Annotated in this window: 21 protein-coding genes and 1 tRNA gene; 10 read left to right on the top strand and 12 right to left on the bottom strand. The window is 41.7% G+C overall.

The features are described from left to right. Nucleotides 1–41: 41 nt before the first annotated feature. Nucleotides 42–416 carry a DUF4296 domain-containing protein gene (locus E0F88_RS18685; protein WP_131959784.1) on the bottom strand — a complete coding sequence of 125 codons (375 nt, stop codon included), beginning with the start codon at nt 414–416 and terminating at the stop codon, nt 42–44. A gap of 68 nt (nt 417–484) precedes the next feature. Between E0F88_RS18685 and E0F88_RS18680 the strand changes: the two genes are divergently transcribed. From E0F88_RS18680 to rnhB, 4 genes are read left to right on the top strand one after another with little or no spacing between them, the layout of a single operon-like run. Further along, nucleotides 485–1,375: a DUF58 domain-containing protein gene (locus tag E0F88_RS18680; RefSeq protein WP_131959783.1), complete on the top strand. Its 891-nt coding sequence runs from the start codon at nt 485–487 to the stop codon at nt 1,373–1,375. A 1-nt stretch (nt 1,376) separates the two neighbouring features. Beyond that, on the top strand, nt 1,377–2,372 hold the full coding sequence (locus E0F88_RS18675) for a hypothetical protein (RefSeq protein WP_229213820.1): 996 nt from the start codon (nt 1,377–1,379) through the stop codon (nt 2,370–2,372). Between the two features lie 3 nt (nt 2,373–2,375). Beyond that, nucleotides 2,376–3,395, top strand: coding sequence for a VWA domain-containing protein (locus E0F88_RS18670; RefSeq protein ID WP_131959782.1), 1,020 nt, complete (start codon nt 2,376–2,378; stop codon nt 3,393–3,395). A gap of 1 nt (nt 3,396) precedes the next feature. Further along, nucleotides 3,397–4,008 (top strand): ribonuclease HII, encoded by a 612-nt coding sequence (gene rnhB, locus E0F88_RS18665; RefSeq protein ID WP_131959781.1) that lies wholly within the window; start codon nt 3,397–3,399, stop codon nt 4,006–4,008. Here the strand turns inward: rnhB and E0F88_RS18660 are convergent. The 6 genes from E0F88_RS18660 to ligD all read right to left on the bottom strand — a co-directional run bounded on the left by E0F88_RS18660 (nt 3,998) and on the right by ligD (nt 10,746). Then, on the bottom strand, nt 3,998–4,513 hold the full coding sequence (locus E0F88_RS18660) for a DUF2480 family protein (protein WP_131959780.1): 516 nt from the start codon (nt 4,511–4,513) through the stop codon (nt 3,998–4,000). The genes rnhB and E0F88_RS18660 overlap by 11 nt on opposite strands. Before the next feature lie 81 nt (nt 4,514–4,594). Then, nucleotides 4,595–5,290, bottom strand: coding sequence for a tRNA (adenosine(37)-N6)-threonylcarbamoyltransferase complex dimerization subunit type 1 TsaB (gene tsaB, locus E0F88_RS18655; RefSeq protein ID WP_131959779.1), 696 nt, complete (start codon nt 5,288–5,290; stop codon nt 4,595–4,597). A 163-nt stretch (nt 5,291–5,453) separates the two neighbouring features. After that, nucleotides 5,454–7,112 (bottom strand): S41 family peptidase, encoded by a 1,659-nt coding sequence (locus E0F88_RS18650; protein ID WP_131959778.1) that lies wholly within the window; start codon nt 7,110–7,112, stop codon nt 5,454–5,456. A 5-nt stretch (nt 7,113–7,117) separates the two neighbouring features. Then, nucleotides 7,118–7,537, bottom strand: coding sequence for a ribonuclease P protein component (locus E0F88_RS18645; protein WP_131959777.1), 420 nt, complete (start codon nt 7,535–7,537; stop codon nt 7,118–7,120). 137 nt (nt 7,538–7,674) lie between these two features. Then, complete coding sequence (rpmH, locus tag E0F88_RS18640) at nt 7,675–7,833, bottom strand: 50S ribosomal protein L34 (RefSeq protein ID WP_131959776.1); 159 nt, start codon at nt 7,831–7,833, stop codon at nt 7,675–7,677. Between the two features lie 192 nt (nt 7,834–8,025). Continuing rightward, the gene (gene ligD / locus E0F88_RS18635; RefSeq protein WP_131959775.1) at nt 8,026–10,746 is read right to left on the bottom strand and encodes a DNA ligase D; all 2,721 of its coding nucleotides are present in this window, start codon (nt 10,744–10,746) and stop codon (nt 8,026–8,028) included. Nucleotides 10,747–10,896: 150 nt separating this feature from the next. Between ligD and E0F88_RS18630 the strand changes: the two genes are divergently transcribed. Both E0F88_RS18630 and E0F88_RS34325 read left to right on the top strand, forming a co-directional pair. Next, nucleotides 10,897–11,073, top strand: a complete 177-nt coding sequence (locus tag E0F88_RS18630) for a DUF3606 domain-containing protein (RefSeq protein ID WP_131959774.1) — start codon at nt 10,897–10,899, stop codon at nt 11,071–11,073. A gap of 153 nt (nt 11,074–11,226) precedes the next feature. Beyond that, nucleotides 11,227–11,826 (top strand): hypothetical protein, encoded by a 600-nt coding sequence (locus E0F88_RS34325; RefSeq protein WP_165940103.1) that lies wholly within the window; start codon nt 11,227–11,229, stop codon nt 11,824–11,826. Nucleotides 11,827–11,905: 79 nt separating this feature from the next. On the opposite strand, the gene E0F88_RS18620 is transcribed toward E0F88_RS34325, so the two are convergent. Together E0F88_RS18620 and E0F88_RS18615 are read right to left on the bottom strand one after the other, a co-directional pair. After that, nucleotides 11,906–12,163 (bottom strand): YgaP family membrane protein, encoded by a 258-nt coding sequence (locus tag E0F88_RS18620; protein WP_131959773.1) that lies wholly within the window; start codon nt 12,161–12,163, stop codon nt 11,906–11,908. Nucleotides 12,164–12,674: 511 nt separating this feature from the next. Continuing rightward, nucleotides 12,675–12,747, bottom strand: a tRNA-Met gene (locus E0F88_RS18615). A 124-nt stretch (nt 12,748–12,871) separates the two neighbouring features. Here E0F88_RS18615 and E0F88_RS18610 point away from each other — a divergent pair. The 4 genes from E0F88_RS18610 (at nt 12,872) to E0F88_RS18595 (ending at nt 17,935) form a co-directional block, all read left to right on the top strand. Beyond that, nucleotides 12,872–14,827 (top strand): LTA synthase family protein, encoded by a 1,956-nt coding sequence (locus E0F88_RS18610; RefSeq protein ID WP_131959772.1) that lies wholly within the window; start codon nt 12,872–12,874, stop codon nt 14,825–14,827. Nucleotides 14,828–14,885: 58 nt separating this feature from the next. Further along, nucleotides 14,886–15,809, top strand: coding sequence for a GTPase Era (era, locus tag E0F88_RS18605; RefSeq protein WP_131959771.1), 924 nt, complete (start codon nt 14,886–14,888; stop codon nt 15,807–15,809). Between the two features lie 67 nt (nt 15,810–15,876). Beyond that, nucleotides 15,877–17,187: a ribosome biogenesis GTPase Der gene (gene der / locus E0F88_RS18600; protein WP_131959770.1), complete on the top strand. Its 1,311-nt coding sequence runs from the start codon at nt 15,877–15,879 to the stop codon at nt 17,185–17,187. Between the two features lie 337 nt (nt 17,188–17,524). Beyond that, the gene (locus E0F88_RS18595; RefSeq protein ID WP_131959769.1) at nt 17,525–17,935 is read left to right on the top strand and encodes a hypothetical protein; all 411 of its coding nucleotides are present in this window, start codon (nt 17,525–17,527) and stop codon (nt 17,933–17,935) included. 57 nt (nt 17,936–17,992) lie between these two features. Here E0F88_RS18595 and E0F88_RS18590 read toward each other — a convergent pair whose 3' ends face one another. The 3 genes from E0F88_RS18590 to E0F88_RS18580 form a co-directional block, all read right to left on the bottom strand. Beyond that, nucleotides 17,993–18,829, bottom strand: coding sequence for a fumarylacetoacetate hydrolase family protein (locus E0F88_RS18590; protein ID WP_131959768.1), 837 nt, complete (start codon nt 18,827–18,829; stop codon nt 17,993–17,995). Between the two features lie 221 nt (nt 18,830–19,050). Further along, complete coding sequence (locus E0F88_RS18585; RefSeq protein ID WP_131959767.1) at nt 19,051–19,518, bottom strand: RES family NAD+ phosphorylase; 468 nt, start codon at nt 19,516–19,518, stop codon at nt 19,051–19,053. Then, nucleotides 19,497–19,958: an Xre family toxin-antitoxin system antitoxin gene (locus E0F88_RS18580; protein ID WP_165940102.1), complete on the bottom strand. Its 462-nt coding sequence runs from the start codon at nt 19,956–19,958 to the stop codon at nt 19,497–19,499. Before E0F88_RS18580 ends, E0F88_RS18585 begins: the two co-directional genes overlap by 22 nt. Nucleotides 19,959–19,976: the final 18 nt, after the last annotated feature.

The raw sequence follows: 19,976 nt of genomic DNA, 5'->3' as shown, positions 1-19,976 counted from the left end.
CGGGTTTGTGTTGAGTTCTGACAAAAGAAGAAGGAAATTACCTAAGGCTTAAAATTGTTACTTTTCTCCCGTGATTCTATTTTTTTATTTACTTTTTCGTAAATCTGAGACATCTGTTTGGGGTGAGTCATATAAAAGGTATAACTGTTACGGTAATTCAGCGTATCCACTTTATATTTTTTCCAGATGTCCTGTTTTAATTTGTTAAAAACCATCAGCGAAGAATCTGATGATTTAAGCTGCATCCTTGTAACCCTTGATTCCGCAATATGGATATCAGTAAGGATCGATGCCATTTGTTCCTGAGATAATGTGTCCTTTGGTGGCTTTTCATCCGATGAACATCCGGAATTAAAGACCAGGCATATCATCAAAAGTAAGGAAAGAAATGAGAAATTCACTGTGCGTCTGATCATAACTCTCAAATACCTATCTTTGTTTAGGATGATTATGACACAAAGGTGGTAATTTTTTTGCAAAACCTATGTTTACACAGTTTTTGAGCAAACTTCGGAAGTACGAAATACGCATGCGAAAAGCTGTTACCAGTGAACGCCATGGCAACTTTCATTCTGTATTTAAAGGTTCGGGTCTTGAATTTGATGACCTTCGCCTCTACCAGTATGGAGACGATGTACGGGCGATTGACTGGAATACTTCGGCAAAGGGACATGGTACTTTTGTAAAGATATTTAAGGAAGATAAAGAACAAACGGCCTTTTTCATGCTGGATGTGAGTGCTTCCCAGCAGGTTGGAGAAATTAAAAAACTTAAAATTGATATAGCTAAGGAAATTTGCGGCGTGCTGACATTGTCTGCAATTCAGGAAGCCACAAGAGTGGGATTACTTTGTTTTTCGGATAGAAATGAAAGGTACTTCAGGCCATCTGACGGAATGAAGCATGCTTATGGCGTTATTTCTGAATTGTATAAACTAATTCCCGCTTCCGCACAGACCAATATTGGTGAAGCGATTTTAGTAACATTAAACGTCCTCAGGCGCCGCAGCCTTGTATTTCTGATCTCCGATTTTATTGACCAGAACTATCATCATAACCTGAAAGCACTCTGTCGCAAGCATGATGTCATTGTCATTCATTTATATGATGTAAGGGAAACAAATCTGCCGAGCCTGGGTATCATTCCGCTTTATGATGCTGAAAAGCAAAGTACTGTCTGGGTAAATACTTCTTCCAAGGAATATCGTGAAGATATGGCCGGCCGTTTTAAAAAAAGAAGTTCGGAATTAGAGAAAATATGTCATCAAAACAGAGCGGATTACATTGCCATTAACACCCAGGAAGATTATGTTCCCGGCCTTATCCATTTATTTAAGGTCCGCCGTTATTCAAAAACAGCAGCACCGTCATTATAAAATGCGCTTAAAAAGGATTCTGATAACTGTGATGGATTACTTTTTGTCCATGCGGATTGAAAAACGACCCTATCAAAGGTTCCTGAATGCAGTAAGCTTAAGATTCGTTTGCGTACTTTTTATAGTAGCAGCAAACCCTGTTTCGGCGCAAAAAGTCAGTGTTAAAGGCAAATTCCTGACAGACAGCATCGAGGTAGGTAAACCCTTTTTATATACTTTGAGCTGCCGCCATGCACCGGCAAAGGAGGTTTTCTTTCCCGATTCTTCTTTTAATTATTCACCATTTGAAATTATTTCCCGCAAGAGTTTTCCTTCAAGCACAGATGAAGCCGGAAAAATAACGCTGGACAGTGCCATTTATCAGCTGGTTACTTTTGATGTTTCTCCCTCTCAGGTATTACGCGTACCGATTTACGTTTATGAGAAAAAGGACTGCACAACAGTTTTTACAGCCAGGGATTCTATTTTTCTAAAAAAAAGCAACATAGATCCGGTCAGTAAACCAAATGCTTTACGACCTGAAACAGCACTCATTCCGTTAAGCAGCGAATTTAATTTTTCAATATTAATCGGTTCTCTGGCACTGATTATCGGTGTAACAGGTGCCATTTACTGGGTTTTTGGAAAGGATATTTATAAACAATGGAGGCTGATAAAACTTCAGAGACGTCATTTTGAATATCTCCGCTCTTTTAATCGGCTGCTCCGGAATGCAAGAGAAAAAAATAATATCAAAGACGCTGAAAGTGCGATCATCGTTTGGAAAAATTACCTGGAAAGGCTGGAAAAAAAGCCTTTTGCAACTTACACTACCAGGGAAATTATGGACAACATGCCGGATGACGCTTTAGCAGAAGCACTGAAAAATATGGATGGAATTATTTACGGGCAGGTGAAATCCAAAAACATGGATGTTTTTCTGGAAGTTTTAAAAAGCGGGGCTACCCGGTTGTACCGCAGCAAGCGCAGGCAGATCCTGGATAATCCCCTACCTTAATTTATGGAGCAATGGTTTTCTTTAAAGTGGTTTGGATATGACATTTTGCGGTCATACGAATGGGTGTATCCCTACTTTTTATACCTGATACCATTTGTGCCTCTTTTGTTTTGGCTTCGGAATGCTTTTCACCGAAAGCATAAACAACGGCTTGTCATCACCTTTCACTCGGTAAATCAGGGAAGAAACTGGCTGACATTACTTCGTTTTGTGCAGCCCGTATGTGTAGGATTGGCAATTTGCCTTATGTTGACGGCTCTTGCCCGGCCACAGATTATTTCTGAACGTACGGATCGTTTTTCGGAGGGGATAGACATTATGCTCTTGATGGATATTTCAGATTCCATGATGGAAAAAGATTTGAGCCCAAACAGGCTGGAAGCTGCCAAGCAGGTTGCACGACAATTTATTAAAGGACGTTTACAGGATCGCATTGGTCTGATCATTTTTGCGGGAGAGGCTGTTTCGCTTTGCCCGCTGACGACAGATTATGAATTGCTCTATGGTTTTCTGGATGAAATTAAACCGGATATGATCCCTACCGCCGGAACGGCCATCGGAAGCGCACTGGCCGTTGCCGTAAACAGGATGCGTGAAACCCAGGGCGACAGCAAAGTGGCGATACTGATCAGCGACGGAGACAATACTTCCGGTAACCTTGACCCAACAACAGCAACTCAACTGGCAAAAGCTTTCGGAGTTAAAGTTTATACCATTTCTGTCGGAACTGTTAAAAAGAAGTCGTCCTCTGATTCTCTGAACATTTCAACCGCAGCAGTGGATGAAAACGAACTTCAGAATATTGCAGGTTTAGGAAAAGGGAAGTATTTTCGTGCAACGGATAACAAGGCGCTGGGCGCGGTTTTTAACCAGATCGATCAGATCGAAAAGGTTAAATCCCGGAACGTCGTTTCGCGGGACATCAGTGATTTTTATCGGGTTTATCTGTACTGGGCTGTTCTGTTTTTGCTGATCGCAATCGGGACAAAAAGTACTTTTATGGCCAACATTCTTGAAGACTAAGATGCTTAAATCATATTACAATATAGATGCTGTTGAAGCAGGCCTGGATGAGGTAGGAAGGGGATGTCTGGCAGGACCGGTGGTTGCTGCCGCAGTAATTCTTCCAAGAGATTATACCCATCTTTATCTCAATGACTCTAAGCAACTGTCTAAATTACAGCGGGTTGAACTCGAAAAGGAAATTATTCGTGAAGCAATAGCATATGCCGTGGCAGAAGTGGATAATCTCGAAATTGATAAAATTAATATCCTGAAGGCAAGTTTTCTGGCCATGCACCGCGCAGTGGATAAACTGCATGTCCGCCCTGAACACTTGCTGGTAGACGGAAACCGTTTTACACCTTATCCTATGATCCCGCATACGTGTATCATCCAGGGAGATGCACATTATCTGTCAATAGCTGCCGCGTCTGTTCTTGCTAAAAATTACAGAGATGAACTGATGTCGGATTTGGGTCTTCGTTTTCCGCATTATGGCTGGGAAAGCAATGTCGGGTATCCGACTTTGCATCACCGCCGGGCAATCCGCGAACATGGAACATGCTCCTATCACCGCATGAGCTTTAAATTGCTGGCAGATGAGGTTATTTCAGTAGAAGAAATCAGTTCTTAGGTTTTTTGTATAATGGAACCGTGCTGCAGGGTTCGCCAAACATCAGGCTTTGGGCAACAGGTTTCAATAATGTTGTTATCTCAACATACGCAGAAATCGGTACAGGAAATTTGCTGCATCCTTTTATAACAACACGTTTACCACGGTATTCCTCTGCATCTATTTTCTGAATAGCTGCGGAAAACAGCTTATCTTCCAAAACATTTAAATCACCAAAAACAACCGCATTCGCGAACGGTTCCAGTTGAATCGCCAGCAGCATGTACGCCCAGGTAGGAACGATTGCATCTTCCGAACAGACGATGGCTACGTTTTTTTCCTGATACTGAGACCAGTCATGTACCTTTAAAAATTCCCGGAAGTCTTTTTCACGTAAAATCATTCCCTGAAACAGATTGTCCTTCATGTCGTAGACAATTCTTTCTCCCGGATGATAAAGTTCTTCAAGATCCAGTGAAATAATGCCACTGGTTGCTACACGATTGATAATTTCTTCGGTTTCCATTTCTTTTGAATTTTCGATTCAGGATTACAACACCAAAAAGAAAGAGTTTGTTTTGAACCGAAGGAAGTAAATATTGATTTGTCAGACGGTCAATGCCGCTTTTCGGGAAGGAGGGCTCATAAAATCTTTCAGATAATAGGGCTCAAAGGTGGCCAGATCTTCAAAATTATTTTCTGTAAATGACTTAAAAGCAAGACTGCCAACGGTTCGCGCAGAAGGACGAATTTCTTCGTTAAGAAAAATAGCATTCGAATCATCTGCAAGCAATGCTTTGCATTTCGCAGCTCCATCTCCGAAAAAAACGACCCTTCGATCTTTTAACAGGTCTCCGAAGGAATGTTCATCCATAATAATGGCCTTTGTTTCCTGCACAACAGAACCATCAGAACTAAAAACCGCGGCATAAACTTCCATTCGCCGCGCATCGATCATCGGACAAAACAGCGTCTCTCCTGAAAAGAAAGGAATAACCTGATGTGCCATCGCTTCCAGTGTATTAATTGCGATTAAAGGTTTGTCCAGAGCGTAGCAGAGTCCTTTCGCAGTGGAGGCGCCTACACGCAAACCGGTGTAAGATCCCGGACCTTTTGCAACTACCACAGCATCGAGATCATGAAGCGCGAAACCAGCATGTTCCACTGCATTTTTCATCAGTGTGGTAAGCATCGCAGAGGATGATTTGTCGGTATAAAGATCATATCCCGCAAGCAAAACACCGTTCTCGTGCACCGCTACCGAGCAGCCTCTTGTGGAAGTATCAATACTTAATAAGCGCATTGCAGAAGTTCAAAGTTTTCAGTGTTTAGTTCACAGCCGGGAGGCTGCTACTTTCATCAAGTTTAGGCGTTTAGTGCCTTTTAATTTTCCTTATGATTTATCGTGTTTCTATACTTTGAACTAACTACGGTAAACTAAAAACTGTTCTACTGTTAACCAAACATTAGTTCTTTTTCCCTTTCAGGATTTCATTGTACCGGTTCGTGTCTTTAAACAGTGCAAGTGCAGCTTTGACTTCGGTATCCTCGTTGAAGGAAGCTTCTCTCATGCCTTTTTCCAGATAATAATGTTTGATTACCTCAGCTTCCAGTATTTTCTTTATCTCTGCTTTTGCAATCTGAAGATCATTATCCTTACTGTGGGATAGTTTTGATCTTAGTGCTTTTAACTGCTCGCCGATGACATCAATCGATTTTTCCTTTTTCGCCGATGCTTCCAGGTCGTTCAGATCTCTTTCAACCTGCGTCGTGTAATCATATTCCTTGTCGGAAAGCCATTTTACAAAAGCTGCGTAATCGCTGTCCGTCAGGTGAAATTCTTTGGCAGGTTTAATGGTCGGGTGCTCGAAATGATATTTTACAGCGTAATCAAAGAACAGGCGGTTGCGTCCAAGTGAAGATGCCAGTGGTGAATAATTTTCTTTTTCCGTTATAATATCCGGCAAGATACCTCCGCCATCGTAAACAGTACGTCCGTTACGGGTTTTAAAGGCAGTCATCAGGGAGTCCGAAATTTTACCTACACTTCCGTCTTCATTACGATGGCTGTAATCGATAGCCTGAATACATCTGCCGCTTGGAATATAATATTTGGCAGTAGTAATTTTCATTTTGGTATTATAAGAAAGGTCTCTGGTGGTTTGTACCAATCCTTTTCCATAAGTACGCTGACCGATCAATACGCCTCTGTCGTAATCCTGGATAACCCCGGCTACAATTTCTGCTGCGGAAGCACTGCGATTGTTGGTAATAACTGCTACCGGAATTTCAATATCAAGAGCAGGATTGAATGCAGTGTAGGTCTTGTTCCACTCTGTTACTTTTCCTTTTGTCGAAACGATTTCTTCTCCTTTTGGAATAAACACATTGGAAATTTCGATAGCCATGTTTAGCAGCCCGCCCGGATTATCACGCAAATCCAGCACTACTGATTTCATTCCTTTTGCCTTCAATTCCTGAAAAGCAGTTTTAACTTCACGTGATGCAGTTGCAGTAAAATCTTTCAGATCGATATAACCAACATCTTCGCTCAGCATACCATAATAAGGCACATTTGTTACCTTCACGATATCCCGGTTTAAAGTAACTTCAAGAGGTTTGGTAATTCCGTAACGCTTAATGGTTAGCGTCAGACTGGTTTGTGTTTGTCCTTTTAACAGTTTTCCTGTATCAAAGTCTTCTTTATTGGAAAGTTCGGTCCCGTTAATTTTAACAATTTCGTCCCCCAGCTGTAAACCCGCTTTTTGCGCAGGCGTATCTTCATATACCATCATTACCGTATGTTTTCCCTCAGCAGAATTGACAACCGCTCCGATTCCGTTGTATTTTCCGGTCGTCATTGTCATATAATCCTCAATATCATCCTCAGCATAGTAAACCGTATAAGGATCAAGTGTCCTTAACATATTGTCTATACTGGTTTTGATGAGCTGGTTTGGATTGATTTCATCTACGTAATAGGCATTCAATTCCTTGAAAAGCGTAGCGTAAATGTCCAGATTTCGTGCAATTTCAAAAAGGCGGTCATCCTGGCGAAAAGAAACAAAGGCCAGGCCAACTACAACCGGCACGGCGAGCCAGATGGAGCGAAAATACTTTTTCATCTATATCAGGAATTATCGGTTTGCGATTTAAGAAGGGCAGGAGGCACTTTACCCAATTTCTTGAGGGTTTGCTTCATAGCCGGTTCAATAACGTCGTAAGTTGTTATTTCTTTTGCAAGATACAAAAAAGCAATGTACGATGGGCGCGACTCCGGAGGGGAAGTCACCAGGGATTGTTTGTTGAGGCGGTATGCCTCGCGACAGCGGCGGCGGATCAGGTTTCGGTCAACAGCTTTTTTAAACTGTTTTTTAGAAACTGAAAAAAGGACCTGAGGAAATGACGGGGGATTTTCTTTATCGTAAATATAAAGCACCCGAAAAGGAAAGAGGTAGAACGTCTGAACATCCGAACTACCTCTTTTAAAAAGCTTTCCGATTAAACGAGGATCACAAAGACGCTCATTTTTTCCAAATTTTTGTTTCAAGTTTTTGCAGAAAAAAAGCGTCTGATCTGTCAGAAAAATCTAACGAATCAGACGGTGTAAGATTGGAGTTCCAAACAGGCTTTCTTCAACAAAAAAATTTGCTGAAATAACCTTCCTACTCAAACTTTAAACCTTAATTATTGCTTATGACGTTTTTCGTCAGAAACCGTTAATTTCCAACGGCCTTTTTTGCGACGGGCAGCAACAACATTGCGGCCATTTGCCGTAGACATTCTTTCACGGAATCCGTGCTTATTTCTCCTCTTGCGATTCGAAGGTTGAAAGGTACGTTTCATCTCATTATCAAATTATTGCCTATATAAAATCTCTTTGACCCGTAATTTTGGCTTGCAAAGGTAGATAAATTTATCATTAAGACAAAATTTGCAAACTTTATTATGTCAGTGTATCAATAAGATGACTTTATAAAAGCTGATTTTGTGTTGTTTTGGCACAAAAAATAAATTGTTTTAAGTTGAAAAAAATAACTATCCAGCCATATCACCTAATATTTTAGCCAGATTTATACCTTCTCCAAGCACTGGTTTGAAGATGTCACCTTCTTTTTGTAACCTTTCCAAAGCGTTGGAAATAGTAAAATCTTTTAGCTGTAAGCCCTTTTGGACTTCATCCCAATGAAGTGGCATAGAAACTGTTGCTCCCGGTTTTGGACGGACAGAGTAGGGGGCGGCAAGTGTTGCTTTGGGTCTGTTCTGAAGATAATCAATGTAAAGTTCGTCTTTTCTGTTTTTTGTCATGCGCTCGATACTGGTAAATTCCGGAAGCTGTTCCTGCGCCTGAATGGCTATCCATTTCGCAAACAGTTGACACTGATCATAGCTATATTTGGCACCAAGCGGGATGTAAATATGGATCCCTGTTGATCCTGAGGTTTTGCAATATCCGGGAATGTTAGAGTCGTCAAGAATTTGTTTTATCGTTTGCGCGGTTAAAATTACCTGTTCAAAGGTATTGGTCGTGTCCGGATCCAGGTCGAGAATACACCAATCCGGATTATCCTCTGCCTCAACCCGGCTGTTCCAGGGATTGATATCAATACATCCCTGATTGACCATGTAAAGTAAACTGGCTTCGTCCTTGCAAACCATGTAATTTTTGTTCTGCTCCTTGTCATTACTGCTGTAAGGAAACAGTTCAATCCATGATGGCGCTTTTCCGGTAACATCTTTCTGGTAAAAACTTTTGCCTTGAATCCCGTTTGGAAACCGGTTCAGAGACATCGGCCGGTTCAGTAAGTATGGTAAAATAAATGGAGCAACTTGATAGTAATAGTTAATCAGATCGCGCTTAGTTATTTTCTCTTTTGGCCAGAATACCTTACTTAAATTTGAGAATTTCAATTCATTCCCGTCAATTTTTCTAACCTGTGTTTGTTCCGTTGGATTGAGAAGTGTTTGTCTGGTTTTTTCTTTTGGTGGTTTGATAATAGGATGTTTGGCTTTTTTTTCGTCCTTATCAAGTACTTCTTCAACATCCGCTTCTGTCTCCCGAATTACATCTTTCGCCTTTTTATCTTCCCTCAAACCTTCAAAAGAAGGATGACGAAAGACACCATCGGAAGTTATCTCGGCAAAACTGACTTCGCAAACAATGGACGGTTTAAGCCAGGTTGCTTTCGCTTTTGGTGGATTGGGCCGGAATCTGGATGGTTTATTATAGTCGGGAGTTTCGTTGAAAGGACTTTTTTCGGTAACCAGTGGTTTAAACATCTCCAGCATTTCTTTTTGCTGTTTGTCCTTAAAACCGGTTCCTACTTTACCAACGTAGACAAAATCTCCATTCTCGTAAACTCCCAGGAGAAGCGAACTGAAATGTTTGGAAGAACCTTCGTTTCTGGTATATCCGGCAATTACAACTTCCTGCCGTTTATTAATTTTAATTTTCAGCCAGTCCTTAGTCCTTGCTCCGGGCAGGTAAAGACTGTCCGATCGTTTCGCGATAATTCCTTCCAGCCCTAATTCCCTGGCCGCATCGAAAAATGCTGTTCCGTCTGTTTCCACACTATAACCGCTTCGAATCAAACCTTCTTCGGGCATAGTACTTTGTAAAACGGCTTTTCGCTCGTAAAGCGGAAGTCCGGTCAGGTCTTTGCCGTCAAGCCAGAGTATATCAAAGACATAAAAAAGCAATTCTCCGTCTGCCTCACTCCGCCAGTTTTGTAAAGAACCAAAATCAGAAATACCTTTTTCATTAACAACAACGATTTCTCCGTCCACGACAGCATTGACTTTCCATTTCTGAATGGCCTCGTAAACAGGATAAAATTTGTCGTTAAACGATTTATTATTTCTGGATTTAAGCTGAGCATTGTTCTTATCAGTAATGGCAAGTGCGCGGTATCCGTCCCATTTAACTTCGTATTCCCAGCCTTCTTCATCAAAAGGTGCGTCAACCAGAGTTGCGAGCATTGGTGTTGTTTCGAGATCAAATGCTTTTTCAGGAGCATTTTTTAAAATTGATTTAACATCTTTTTTGGCTGGTTCCGGAATTTCTGAATTCTCATCGTTTTCAATCTGTTCGGATATTTTTTGTTTTGCTTCGTCTTTTGTGTTTGCCGGTTTATCCTTCAAAGTACTTCCGGGCTGAATTATATTACGTCCGTAAACATCCTCCGGATTAGCTTTTACGTCTTCAAGTGTTTTGTTTGACTTTACAGATTTATCTTTTTTTGTAATATCAGAATCAGAAGCATGTTTGTCTTTATGTTTGATCAGCAGCCAGGCATTATCCTCCATGCCCTTCGTCCGTACCAGTGCAAATTCACCATTTAGTTTTTTCCCTTTTAGCACAAACTTTAGGGAACCTTCTTTCAGCTGTTTCAAAAGCAGTTTTTCCCTTGCTTTTTTGTTATCCGCCTTTTCAATCGGTTCGTATGTGCCTTCATCCCAAACAATGACAGTGCCTGCGCCATAGTTTCCTTTTGGAATACTGCCCTCAAAATCTTTGTAGTCAAAAGGATGGTCTTCCACCATCATGGCAAGTCTTTTTACGGAAGGATCTGTTGACGGACCCTTAGGTACTGCCCAGCTTTTAAGTACTCCATCCATTTCAAGCCGAAAGTCATAATGCAGCCTGGAAGCATGATGTTTCTGGATGACAAATCGTAGTTGTGAATCAGCAGGTTTTCCTGCGGTTGGTTCAGGCGTGTCGTCGAACGAACGTTTCTTTTTGTATTGTACCAGACTCATGATGTATCAGTATAAAGACCGGATAATAAAGGAATTAGCTTAATTAAAACTTTGTGCCAGATTGAAATACCCTCATTTTGGTGAACAATAATCCCGATTTTGTCCGGTATAATTTTTGATAACACCGGGCATCACTAAATCGATTGAGATATGGCAGACGACAAAACCAAGAGAGGGCCTGCGGATAGCAGCCGGATCAACGTGAACGAAGATTACGAAGTGGCTTACTGGACTGAAGCCTTGGGATGCACCGAAGAGGAGCTGCAAAAGGCTGTTAAATCAGCTGGAACGTCAGCAAAAGCGGTCCGGGAATATTTGAATAAATAGCGCTCTTTTAATTTTTAATTTTAAATAAAAAAGTTAAAAAAACGGACCGAAATTTACCGGTTTTTGAACTATACGTAAGATAATCAACCATTTACTGGTACGGTTATTTTAGGTTCATCATCATAATAAACAATTACTTAAAAACCAGAAATCATGAAAAGTATAAAATTAAATATCGTAGCACTTACAATTATTGCATCATCTGCTGCTTTTGCGCAGACAACAGTACCTAGTAGTTCAACACCGTCATCAACGGTTCCAAGTTCAACATCAAGGCCATCATCAGTACCGGGTACAACAGTTCCGGGAACAACTCAGCCTTCGACAATGCCTGGAAATACTTATCCTGCAACAGTACCCGGAAGTACAACCCAGCCATCAACCGTGCCGGGTAGTATGACACAGCCGGGAACAATTCCGGGAACAGTAGTGCCTGGTACAACAACCTATCCGTCAACGCCAAGCAATCCGACGCAGGGAACGACAATACCATCAACAACACCGGGAACAACAACATATCCATCTACTACGCCGGGGACTTCGGTGCCAGGTACAGTGAATCCGTCAACAACTCCCGGAAGTGTCATTCCCGGTACAACAGTTCCCGGCAGTACAACACGTCCGACGACTGTACCAGGTAGCACAACCCGTCCAGGCAACACAACCCGTCCCGGAAATACGACAAGACCAGGTAATACAACTTCGCCTGGCACGACAAGTCCCGTAAAACCTGGAAATGGTTCTCAGAAATAATAGAATTTCGGTCCTGTAACTGAAAAGCCCTGTAAGCTAATTGCCTACAGGGCTTTTTTTGTATTGATGAACATATTATTTATGCCAAAATACTGTTGCGGTTAATGCCCTTGTTAACCGGACAAAAACCTGTTGTCCCTCTTGTAATTAGTAAGCCGCCAACGAAGGTTAACCCTTTGCCCAACATTGTCTCTTTCTTCTGCATACCATAGAACGTCAGAAGAGCTCCCGCAACTACGGAAATGATACGTTCTGTGTTACCCACGTTCTGAACTTCTTCTATGCTATCGCCAGCGTCGTGCATTTTTTCCTTAATAAAATTGATTGTCGATTCCATATAATTCGCTTTGTTGAAAAGTTTAACATCAAAAACACTGGGAATTAAACAATCATACCAGAACCTTAACCGTGTGTATTGAATGAGACTTTTTCGTACCAAGGCGTAGCGGGAGCTGTCCAGGATGGCCTGCCCCGTCGGACCACCGACCTTTGTATTATAAGTGCAACGTTTTTAGCAACGAGCTAAAATGCAAAAAGGCCACCATCTTTYGATAGTGACCTYTTTYTTYGTAGCGGGAGCTGTCCAGGAYGGCCTGCCCCGTCGAACCACCGACCTTTGTGTTATGAGCGGGCGGCGTTCCGTACCAACGTTTTTACGAATTGCTTGAAATTGTAAAAAGTCCACCACTTTCGATAGTGACCTTTTTCTTTGTAGCGGGAGCTGTCCAGGACGGCCTGCCCCGTCGAACCATTGACCATTGTTTTATGAGTCGCTTTCGTGCCAACGTTTTATCAACTGCGTAAAACGCAAAAAGGCCACCATCTTTTGATAGTGACCTCTTTTTTCGTAGCGGGAGCTGGACTCGAACCAGCGACCTTTGGGTTATGAGCCCAACGAGCTACCAACTGCTCCATCCCGCGGTGTCGTTGAATTGGAGTGCAAACATACAACAAATGTTTCAGTAAAAACAACTATTTTTGTAAAAAGTTTAGGAAGTATTTTTTTCAATGCCTCTTCTGCTTCGCTGACACCATTTGTTTTTATATGAATTTTCAATTGAATACTTCCGGATTGGGGAAGCGTATTCACTCTGTGCTGCTGATACGATTATTATGGATTATGGCTTTGTTCATGGTCTGCCGCATTCTGTTTTATGCTTTTAATACTGCTTTTTTCCCCGGAATCACTTTTGAGTTTGGCCTCCGTTTATTGACAGGCGGGATTAAATTTGATATTGTAGCCGTTTTATATACCAATATTCTCTACATCTTTTTAATGCTCGTTCCTTTTACTTTTAAGTACAGGAAAGGCTTTCAAAAATTTCTGGATTATTTATTTATCATCACCAACAGTATTGCGCTGTCTGCAAACTGTATGGATTTTATCTATTATAGATTCACTATAAAACGGACAACCTGGACCATCCTTAAAGAATTTTCTCATCAGGATAATCTTGGTTTGCTTTTTGGAGGGTTTATTGTGCGTTACTGGTATGTGGCTGTGATCTGGATTTTGTTTGTTTTACTTCTCATCAAAATAACAAAAATTTGGCAGGCAGGTGAACGAAGCAAATTTCCACTTTGGATGTTCTTTCTGATTCATTCCGTATTACTGGCGGTTTCTGTCAAGTTATTTATTGCCGGTGCGCGCGGAGGATTTGCGCACAGCATCCGGCCTATTACTTTGAGTAATGCCGGCGAGTATGTACAGCGCCCAAAGGAAATGTTTATTGTTTTAAATACGCCATTCTGTATCTACAAAACAATACGCCGGAGTGATTATGAGCGTGTCAGCTATTTCCCGGGAGAGCAGCAGGCCGGTGAAATTTTTAACCCGATACATACACCGGAAATCGGACAGGGTGCTTTTCGTCCTAAAAACGTTGTGATACTGATTTGGGAAAGTTTTGGCAAGGAAATGGTCGGGGCTTATAACCGGGGTCTGGATAATGGAAATTACAATGGTTACACGCCTTTTATCGATTCGCTGATGCAGCACAGCAAGGTTAACTGGTATTCCTTTGCCAACGGAGCCAAGTCCATTGAAGCGATACCTTCCGTGCTGACCAGTATTCCGGGAATTAAGGAGCCGTTTGTTACCATGCGCTATACCGACAATAAGCTGCCAAGTTTGCCCGGTTTGTTGCGTGAAAAAGGGTATGGAACTTCATTTTTTCATGGTGCGCCCAATGGGTCAATGGGTTTTCAGGCTTTTGTAAATCTGATTGGTGTCGAAAAATATTACGGGAAGTCGGAATATGACAATGACGAGGATTATGACGGAATATGGGGAATCTGGGACGAAGAATTTATGCAGTTTTGGGCAAAAAAGATGAATACCTTTAGACAGCCTTTTATGAGTACGCTGTTCACGGTTTCCTCACATGACCCTTATAAAGTTCCGGAGTGGTACAAAGGTAAATTTCCAACCGGCCCGCTGCCGATTTATGAGACGATGGGTTATACCGACCAGGCACTCAGGAAGTTTTTTGCAAAGGCGAAAACAATGCCCTGGTACAACAATACTTTATTCGTAATTACAGCAGACCACGCAGCAACATTTGCGCATTATCCTGAATATCAAACATCAGCAGGGAATTTTTCTATCCCAATCTTGTTCTATTCTCCGGGAGACAGTACAGTTGCAGGCCGGGATTCGTCTACGCTGGTGCAGCAAATTGACATTATGCCATCCGTTTTAGGGTATCTGAATTATGATAAACCTTACTTCGCATTTGGTAAAAATATATTCAAAAAGCCGCCGATTAACTTTGCTGTAAACTACGATGGTGTATATCAATGGTTCAATGGTCCTTATTTATTGCAATTTGATGGACAGAAAACCGTAGGTTTGTATAATTATCAGCAGGATAAGCTTTTAAAAAACAATTTGAAGGATAAGTTACCCGCCATACAGGGCCCCATGGAATTACAGGTCAAGGCTTTTGCGCAGCAATATGTCAATCGTATGCTGGACGACAGGCTCACTGTAAAACCCTGATCATTTCGTTGTTACCAGCTACTTTACTCCTTGATCAACGAATTACAAAGAAATCATTATGACTGAAAATGTAGAAAATAGCACTCCTCTCCGCAACCATCGCGCGGGATTTGTGAGTATAATCGGAAAACCCAATGTTGGTAAATCGACATTAATGAATGTTTTGGTAGGAGAAAAAATGTCTATCATCACATCCAAAGCCCAAACGACCCGTCACCGCATCATGGGGATCCTTAACGGTAAACATGAAGATATTCCTTTTCAGCTTGTTTACTCTGATACGCCGGGCGTTGTAAAACCTGCATATAAACTGCATGATTCTATGATGACCTTTGTGAAAGGGTCGCTGGAAGATGCGGATGTGGTTTTGTTCGTAACAGAAGTAGGAGAGAAGGCATCAAACCATGAAGTGATACCTTTGCTGGAAAGAACCCAGTCACCGGTTATTGTGGTTTTAAATAAAATAGATCTTTCGTCGGATGAGGAAGTGAAAAGGAAAATAGATGAGTGGGAAGCTGAAATTCAGCCCGCAGCTATCATTCCGATCTCTGCCCTGCACAGCGCAAATATCCAGACGTTATTTGATGCGGTGATCACCCGCCTGCCTTTTCACCCGCCGTATTTCGATGAGGATGAACTAACTGACAAGCCGGAGCGTTTCTTTGCTTCTGAAATTGTACGTGAAAAAATTTTTCTTAACTACCGCCAGGAAATTCCATACAGCTCCGAAGTGGTTATTTCAGAATTTAAGGAACGTGACGATATGATCGTGATCCGTGCCGAAATCCTGGTTGAACGTAAAAGTCAGAAAGGTATTATCATCGGTGAAAAAGGAGAAATGCTTAAAAAAATCGGTACGCAGGCTAGGGAAGATATGGAAGCGTTTTTTGGTAAAAAAGTGTTTCTTGAACAATATGTAAAAGTGGAGCCGGAATGGAGAAGCAATGAAAGAAAGCTTCGCCAGTTCGGATATGAAGAGTAAAATAAATAAGTAAAAACGGAGGAAAGGAACGTTCCTTTCCGGATCAAATTTTTTAAAGGCTATACAAATGGCAAATATTATATCGATTGTAGGACGCCCGAATGTGGGTAAATCTACACTTTTTAACAGGCTTACTGAGAGCAGGAAGGCGATCATGGATAACCAGAGCGGTGTAACCCGTGACCGTCATTATGGATACGGTGAATGGACAGATCAGTACTTTACAGTAATAGATACCGGCGGTTATGTTGTCGGTTCAGAAGATATTTTTGAAGGAGCCATCAGAGAGCAGGTCGAACTTGCGCTGGAAGAATCAACTGTGGTTTTGTTTATGGTGGATACCATGTCGGGGCTGACAGATTTGGACAAGGATTTTGCGAACGTTCTTCGTCGTTTCAACAAACCGGTTTATCTGGTTGCCAACAAAGCGGAAACAACAGAAAGATATCAGTCGGCAGCCGAATTTTATGAGCTTGGACTTGGAGATGAAATTTTTGCTATTTCTGCCCAAACCGGTTTTGGGACCGGTGACTTGCTGGATGCAGTAATCAAACATTTCGAGACAGCGGGTGTTGAGGATCCGGAAGCAGGTATACCAAGGATTGCGATCATGGGCCGCCCGAACGTAGGGAAATCGTCATTCCTGAACGTTTTAACTGGGACAGACAGAAGTATAGTAACGGACATCGCCGGAACAACCCGTGATGCCATACATACCCATTACAACGCCTACGGAATGGAATTTATCCTGACCGATACCGCCGGATTACGCCGCAAATCCCGTGTGAATGAGGATATCGAGTATTATTCCACGCTGCGTTCAGTGAAAGCAATGGAAGAATCCGATGTTTGTATCATTCTGCTGGATGCAACCTTAGGGCTGGAAGGTCAGGATCTGACGATCATTGGTCTGGCGGACAAAGCCAAAAAAGGTATTGTGATTATGGTTAATAAGTGGGATTTGATAGAAAAGGATTCCAAAACAGCCGATGCTTTCAAAAAAAGCCTTTTAGAAAGACTTGCTCCGATGAACTATATGCCAATCATATTTGCCTCTGTTGTTGAAAAACAGCGGATTCACCAGGTAATGGAAAAGGCTATGGAAGTATATCAGAACAAAACGAAGAAGATCACGACTTCGAAGTTGAATGATATCATGCAGAAAGAAATTGAGAAATATCCGCCGCCGGCAGATCGTGGTAAGTATATCAATATCAAATATATGATCCAGTTGCCAACGCCGTCTCCTACGTTTGTATTTTTCAGTAGCAACCCTAAGCATGTGAAAGATCCCTATTTGCGTTATCTGGAAAACAGGATGCGGGAGAACTTTGATTTTTCAGGGGTTCCGATCACGATTTTCTTCAGGGAGAAATAGCGATACTTAAATATTTTGAAGCCGACACCGGGAGATTTTTCTTCCGGTGTTTTTTGTTTCGTCACATTTATAGCACAGTTGGTATATCAAAATCATCGGTTCAGCGTAATTTATTTTTTTCATGCAACCTTTCATCATAATTTTCCATCTCTTAAACAATGAGAAAGTTCTCAAAATGGATGGAAATAAGGGGTCAGAAAAAAAATATTTAAAAAAAAGTTAAAAACAAGGTACTATGTATTGCAAGATACCATCTAAAACATATATATTTGTATCGTTAATTAGTTACAGCGACTTTCAGTAGGACATTTCTAAAAGACTTATAAAAATTACAGCCATGAAAACCATAAAACTTCTCACTCTTCTTGTTCTTTTCAGCCTTCAGGCTGGAGCTACCGGATATTCTCACAACATGTTTGTGGCTCACAAAAAGCTTCAGGCAGGAAAAGAACGCAGTGTAACAAGCGGACATGCGGTTGCAAGAAAAGCTGCTCCTGTAAAAGTGGTGGTAAAAGCTGCTGTAATTACTCAGGATCGTCAGCGTGCGGTTTCACTCACCAGCCAGTTTGCAAACAAAATATCCGGCGTGGTAACACTGAACCAACGGGTTGTGGAACAAGGTCCTGCTGCGTTGTTTCAAAGCGAAGATGAAGAAGCAAGTGATAATTCCATTGTAAACAAGCTTGTGGGCCTGGTAAAAGGCATTGTTTTAGCATTTATAGGATCTACCACATTTGGAAAAGCATAACAAACCGGATTCTATCGGATGAATTGAGCAGGGCTTTTGGTCCTGCTTTTTTTGTGATCATCCCACCACATTCGTCAATGTCCCAATCGGTTCAATTGTAATATGTACAATATCATCTTTTTGCAGTGTAAAATCTGAAGGAGGGATTACGCCGGTTCCGGTCATCAGATAACATCCCTGTGGAAAGGAAAGCTCCCGGTAAAGAAACCCAAGCAATTCGTTGTGGTTTCGTTTCATTTGGGATAAAGTAATTTCTCCGTTAAACACTTCTTCATTGTTACGGATAATCGATAAAACAATAACTGTATCCGCTGGCAAGGGTTCTTCCGGTACATAAAGGCATGGACCCAAAGCTGTACTTCCTGTGTAAGATTTAGCCTGTGGCAGATAAAGCGGATTTTCCCCTTCAATGCTTCGTGAACTCATGTCGTTACCAATTGTGTAGCCAACCAGCGTTCCCGAAGTTGTAGCAAATAACGTAAGTTCCGGCTCCGGAACGTCCCAGGTAGAATCTCTGCGGATACGGACCGTTCCGTGATTACCCACCACACGCCAGGCAGTAGATTTAAAAAAGAGCTCCGGCCGGTCTGCGTCGTATACGCGGTCATAAAAATTTCCTCCACCTGCTTTTTCCGACTCTTCCATCCGTGCAGTCCGGCTTCTGAAATAAGTTACACCGGCAGCCCAAACTTCCTGTGAACCAATTGGAGGCAGAATTTCAGGAAAAGGAATATCGTCAGTGAAAGTAAGAGAAATTAAATTTTCGGTCTGAAGTTCAAGCCATTCATACAAGTCATCCCGGTTTACGACCAAATCCCAGTCTGATTCATGCAGGCGATAAAAAAGGTCTTCTTTTTCAAGTAAAATACCGTGTTCTGTTTTGTATAATTTCATAAAAATGACTTTTAGCGGTTAGCAGGCAGCGATTGGGTCTGGCTGATCTATACGAATTGTATTGCTGTTAATTCATTAAATATCAGTATTTTACTGCTATTGATAAAATGTGATATTTAAGGTACAAAGTTAGAAATCAGGATTCTTTACTGACTAAATACAGTATTTTACCTTATTCAGACTACGAACAAAAATAAGAAACAGAATAAAATAATGCAGGGCTAATCTGCCTTCCACAAACAGCGGTCGATTGGAATTCTTTCCTGAGCAAGAATCTGTATATCTGTAGAAAGTGTGTGTTTCGGATGAAGTAGTATGTTAAACGAAAAAGGGACTATAACCGATGGTAGAGCAATGGCCGGTACGTCAGGATTTTGCAGCCAGTTGTTCAGCCAGAATTGAGTTCTTTCATAATTTTTGTCCTGCCAAAAATCCGGCATTTCCAGTCTGTTGTAATAACGGATATTATCAGGAATGTCTATTGAAGTAAGCCAGTAGACAGGCAAATCTTCATACCGGACGGCCGGCGCATGCGCTAAGGTTTCGACAAGACCTAATTCGGGAGAAGAAGTGGTGTATAAAATTCCGGTTCCTTTCGGATTCCAGCGGGCGCCATAAAACCGGCTTCCTTCTGTGGACAAAGCCTGATCGCGAAATTTTTCTCTGATTATGCGGTAGACCGTAGGCATAGCTGTTGGAAGCAGGCAGGAAGACCATAATCCAATCTTCCCAGGACGTCGTCGACCATGCCAAAACCCGTAATTGTGTCCATTAATTGCAGCGGTGTATGGTCATTAAGTTCACTTAAAGGAGATTTAAGCCAGTTTCGTACGACGTGCTCCCTATTTTCAAATGTATCTAATGCGTGAATAAGTACATTTTTTAAACGAAGTAGCCTTTCGGAAGCATCGGTGCTCAGGCGTTTATCAGCAGGAATACGGTGCAGGTTACGGGGCGTCATTCCTAAAAGGTATGCCATGTCATTGTCTGTCAGACCTACTAAACCTGATATCTCATCCGCAACCGATCTTAAAACACCTTCACGGGATTTTTGAATAACTGTCAGATCGGACGAAGGTCTCAATCCATAAGAAAACTGTTTTTCAGCAAGCATTCTAACTTCCGCCATATTCCAAAAAATAAAAAG

Origin of the sequence: Dyadobacter psychrotolerans (assembly GCF_004349265.1) — a bacterium.
Lineage (GTDB): Bacteria > Bacteroidota > Bacteroidia > Cytophagales > Spirosomataceae > Dyadobacter > Dyadobacter psychrotolerans.
This window is presented reverse-complemented; position numbering and strand designations above follow the sequence as displayed.

Bases quoted from the DNA above. Each gene is read 5' to 3' on its own strand.
- E0F88_RS18685 (WP_131959784.1), bottom strand. From the start codon at position 416: ATGATCAGACGCACAGTGAATTTCTCATTTCTTTCCTTACTTTTGATG.
- E0F88_RS18680 (WP_131959783.1), top strand. From the start codon at position 485: ATGTTTACACAGTTTTTGAGCAAACTTCGGAAGTACGAAATACGCATG.
- E0F88_RS18675 (WP_229213820.1), top strand. From the start codon at position 1,377: ATGCGCTTAAAAAGGATTCTGATAACTGTGATGGATTACTTTTTGTCC.
- E0F88_RS18670 (WP_131959782.1), top strand. From the start codon at position 2,376: ATGGAGCAATGGTTTTCTTTAAAGTGGTTTGGATATGACATTTTGCGG.
- rnhB (WP_131959781.1), top strand. From the start codon at position 3,397: ATGCTTAAATCATATTACAATATAGATGCTGTTGAAGCAGGCCTGGAT.
- E0F88_RS18660 (WP_131959780.1), bottom strand. From the start codon at position 4,513: ATGGAAACCGAAGAAATTATCAATCGTGTAGCAACCAGTGGCATTATT.
- tsaB (WP_131959779.1), bottom strand. From the start codon at position 5,290: ATGCGCTTATTAAGTATTGATACTTCCACAAGAGGCTGCTCGGTAGCG.
- E0F88_RS18650 (WP_131959778.1), bottom strand. From the start codon at position 7,112: ATGAAAAAGTATTTTCGCTCCATCTGGCTCGCCGTGCCGGTTGTAGTT.
- rpmH (WP_131959776.1), bottom strand. From the start codon at position 7,833: ATGAAACGTACCTTTCAACCTTCGAATCGCAAGAGGAGAAATAAGCAC.
- ligD (WP_131959775.1), bottom strand. From the start codon at position 10,746: ATGAGTCTGGTACAATACAAAAAGAAACGTTCGTTCGACGACACGCCT.
- E0F88_RS18630 (WP_131959774.1), top strand. From the start codon at position 10,897: ATGGCAGACGACAAAACCAAGAGAGGGCCTGCGGATAGCAGCCGGATC.
- E0F88_RS34325 (WP_165940103.1), top strand. From the start codon at position 11,227: ATGAAAAGTATAAAATTAAATATCGTAGCACTTACAATTATTGCATCA.
- E0F88_RS18620 (WP_131959773.1), bottom strand. From the start codon at position 12,163: ATGGAATCGACAATCAATTTTATTAAGGAAAAAATGCACGACGCTGGC.
- E0F88_RS18610 (WP_131959772.1), top strand. From the start codon at position 12,872: ATGAATTTTCAATTGAATACTTCCGGATTGGGGAAGCGTATTCACTCT.
- era (WP_131959771.1), top strand. From the start codon at position 14,886: ATGACTGAAAATGTAGAAAATAGCACTCCTCTCCGCAACCATCGCGCG.
- der (WP_131959770.1), top strand. From the start codon at position 15,877: ATGGCAAATATTATATCGATTGTAGGACGCCCGAATGTGGGTAAATCT.
- E0F88_RS18595 (WP_131959769.1), top strand. From the start codon at position 17,525: ATGAAAACCATAAAACTTCTCACTCTTCTTGTTCTTTTCAGCCTTCAG.
- E0F88_RS18590 (WP_131959768.1), bottom strand. From the start codon at position 18,829: ATGAAATTATACAAAACAGAACACGGTATTTTACTTGAAAAAGAAGAC.
- E0F88_RS18585 (WP_131959767.1), bottom strand. From the start codon at position 19,518: ATGCCTACGGTCTACCGCATAATCAGAGAAAAATTTCGCGATCAGGCT.
- E0F88_RS18580 (WP_165940102.1), bottom strand. From the start codon at position 19,958: ATGGCGGAAGTTAGAATGCTTGCTGAAAAACAGTTTTCTTATGGATTG.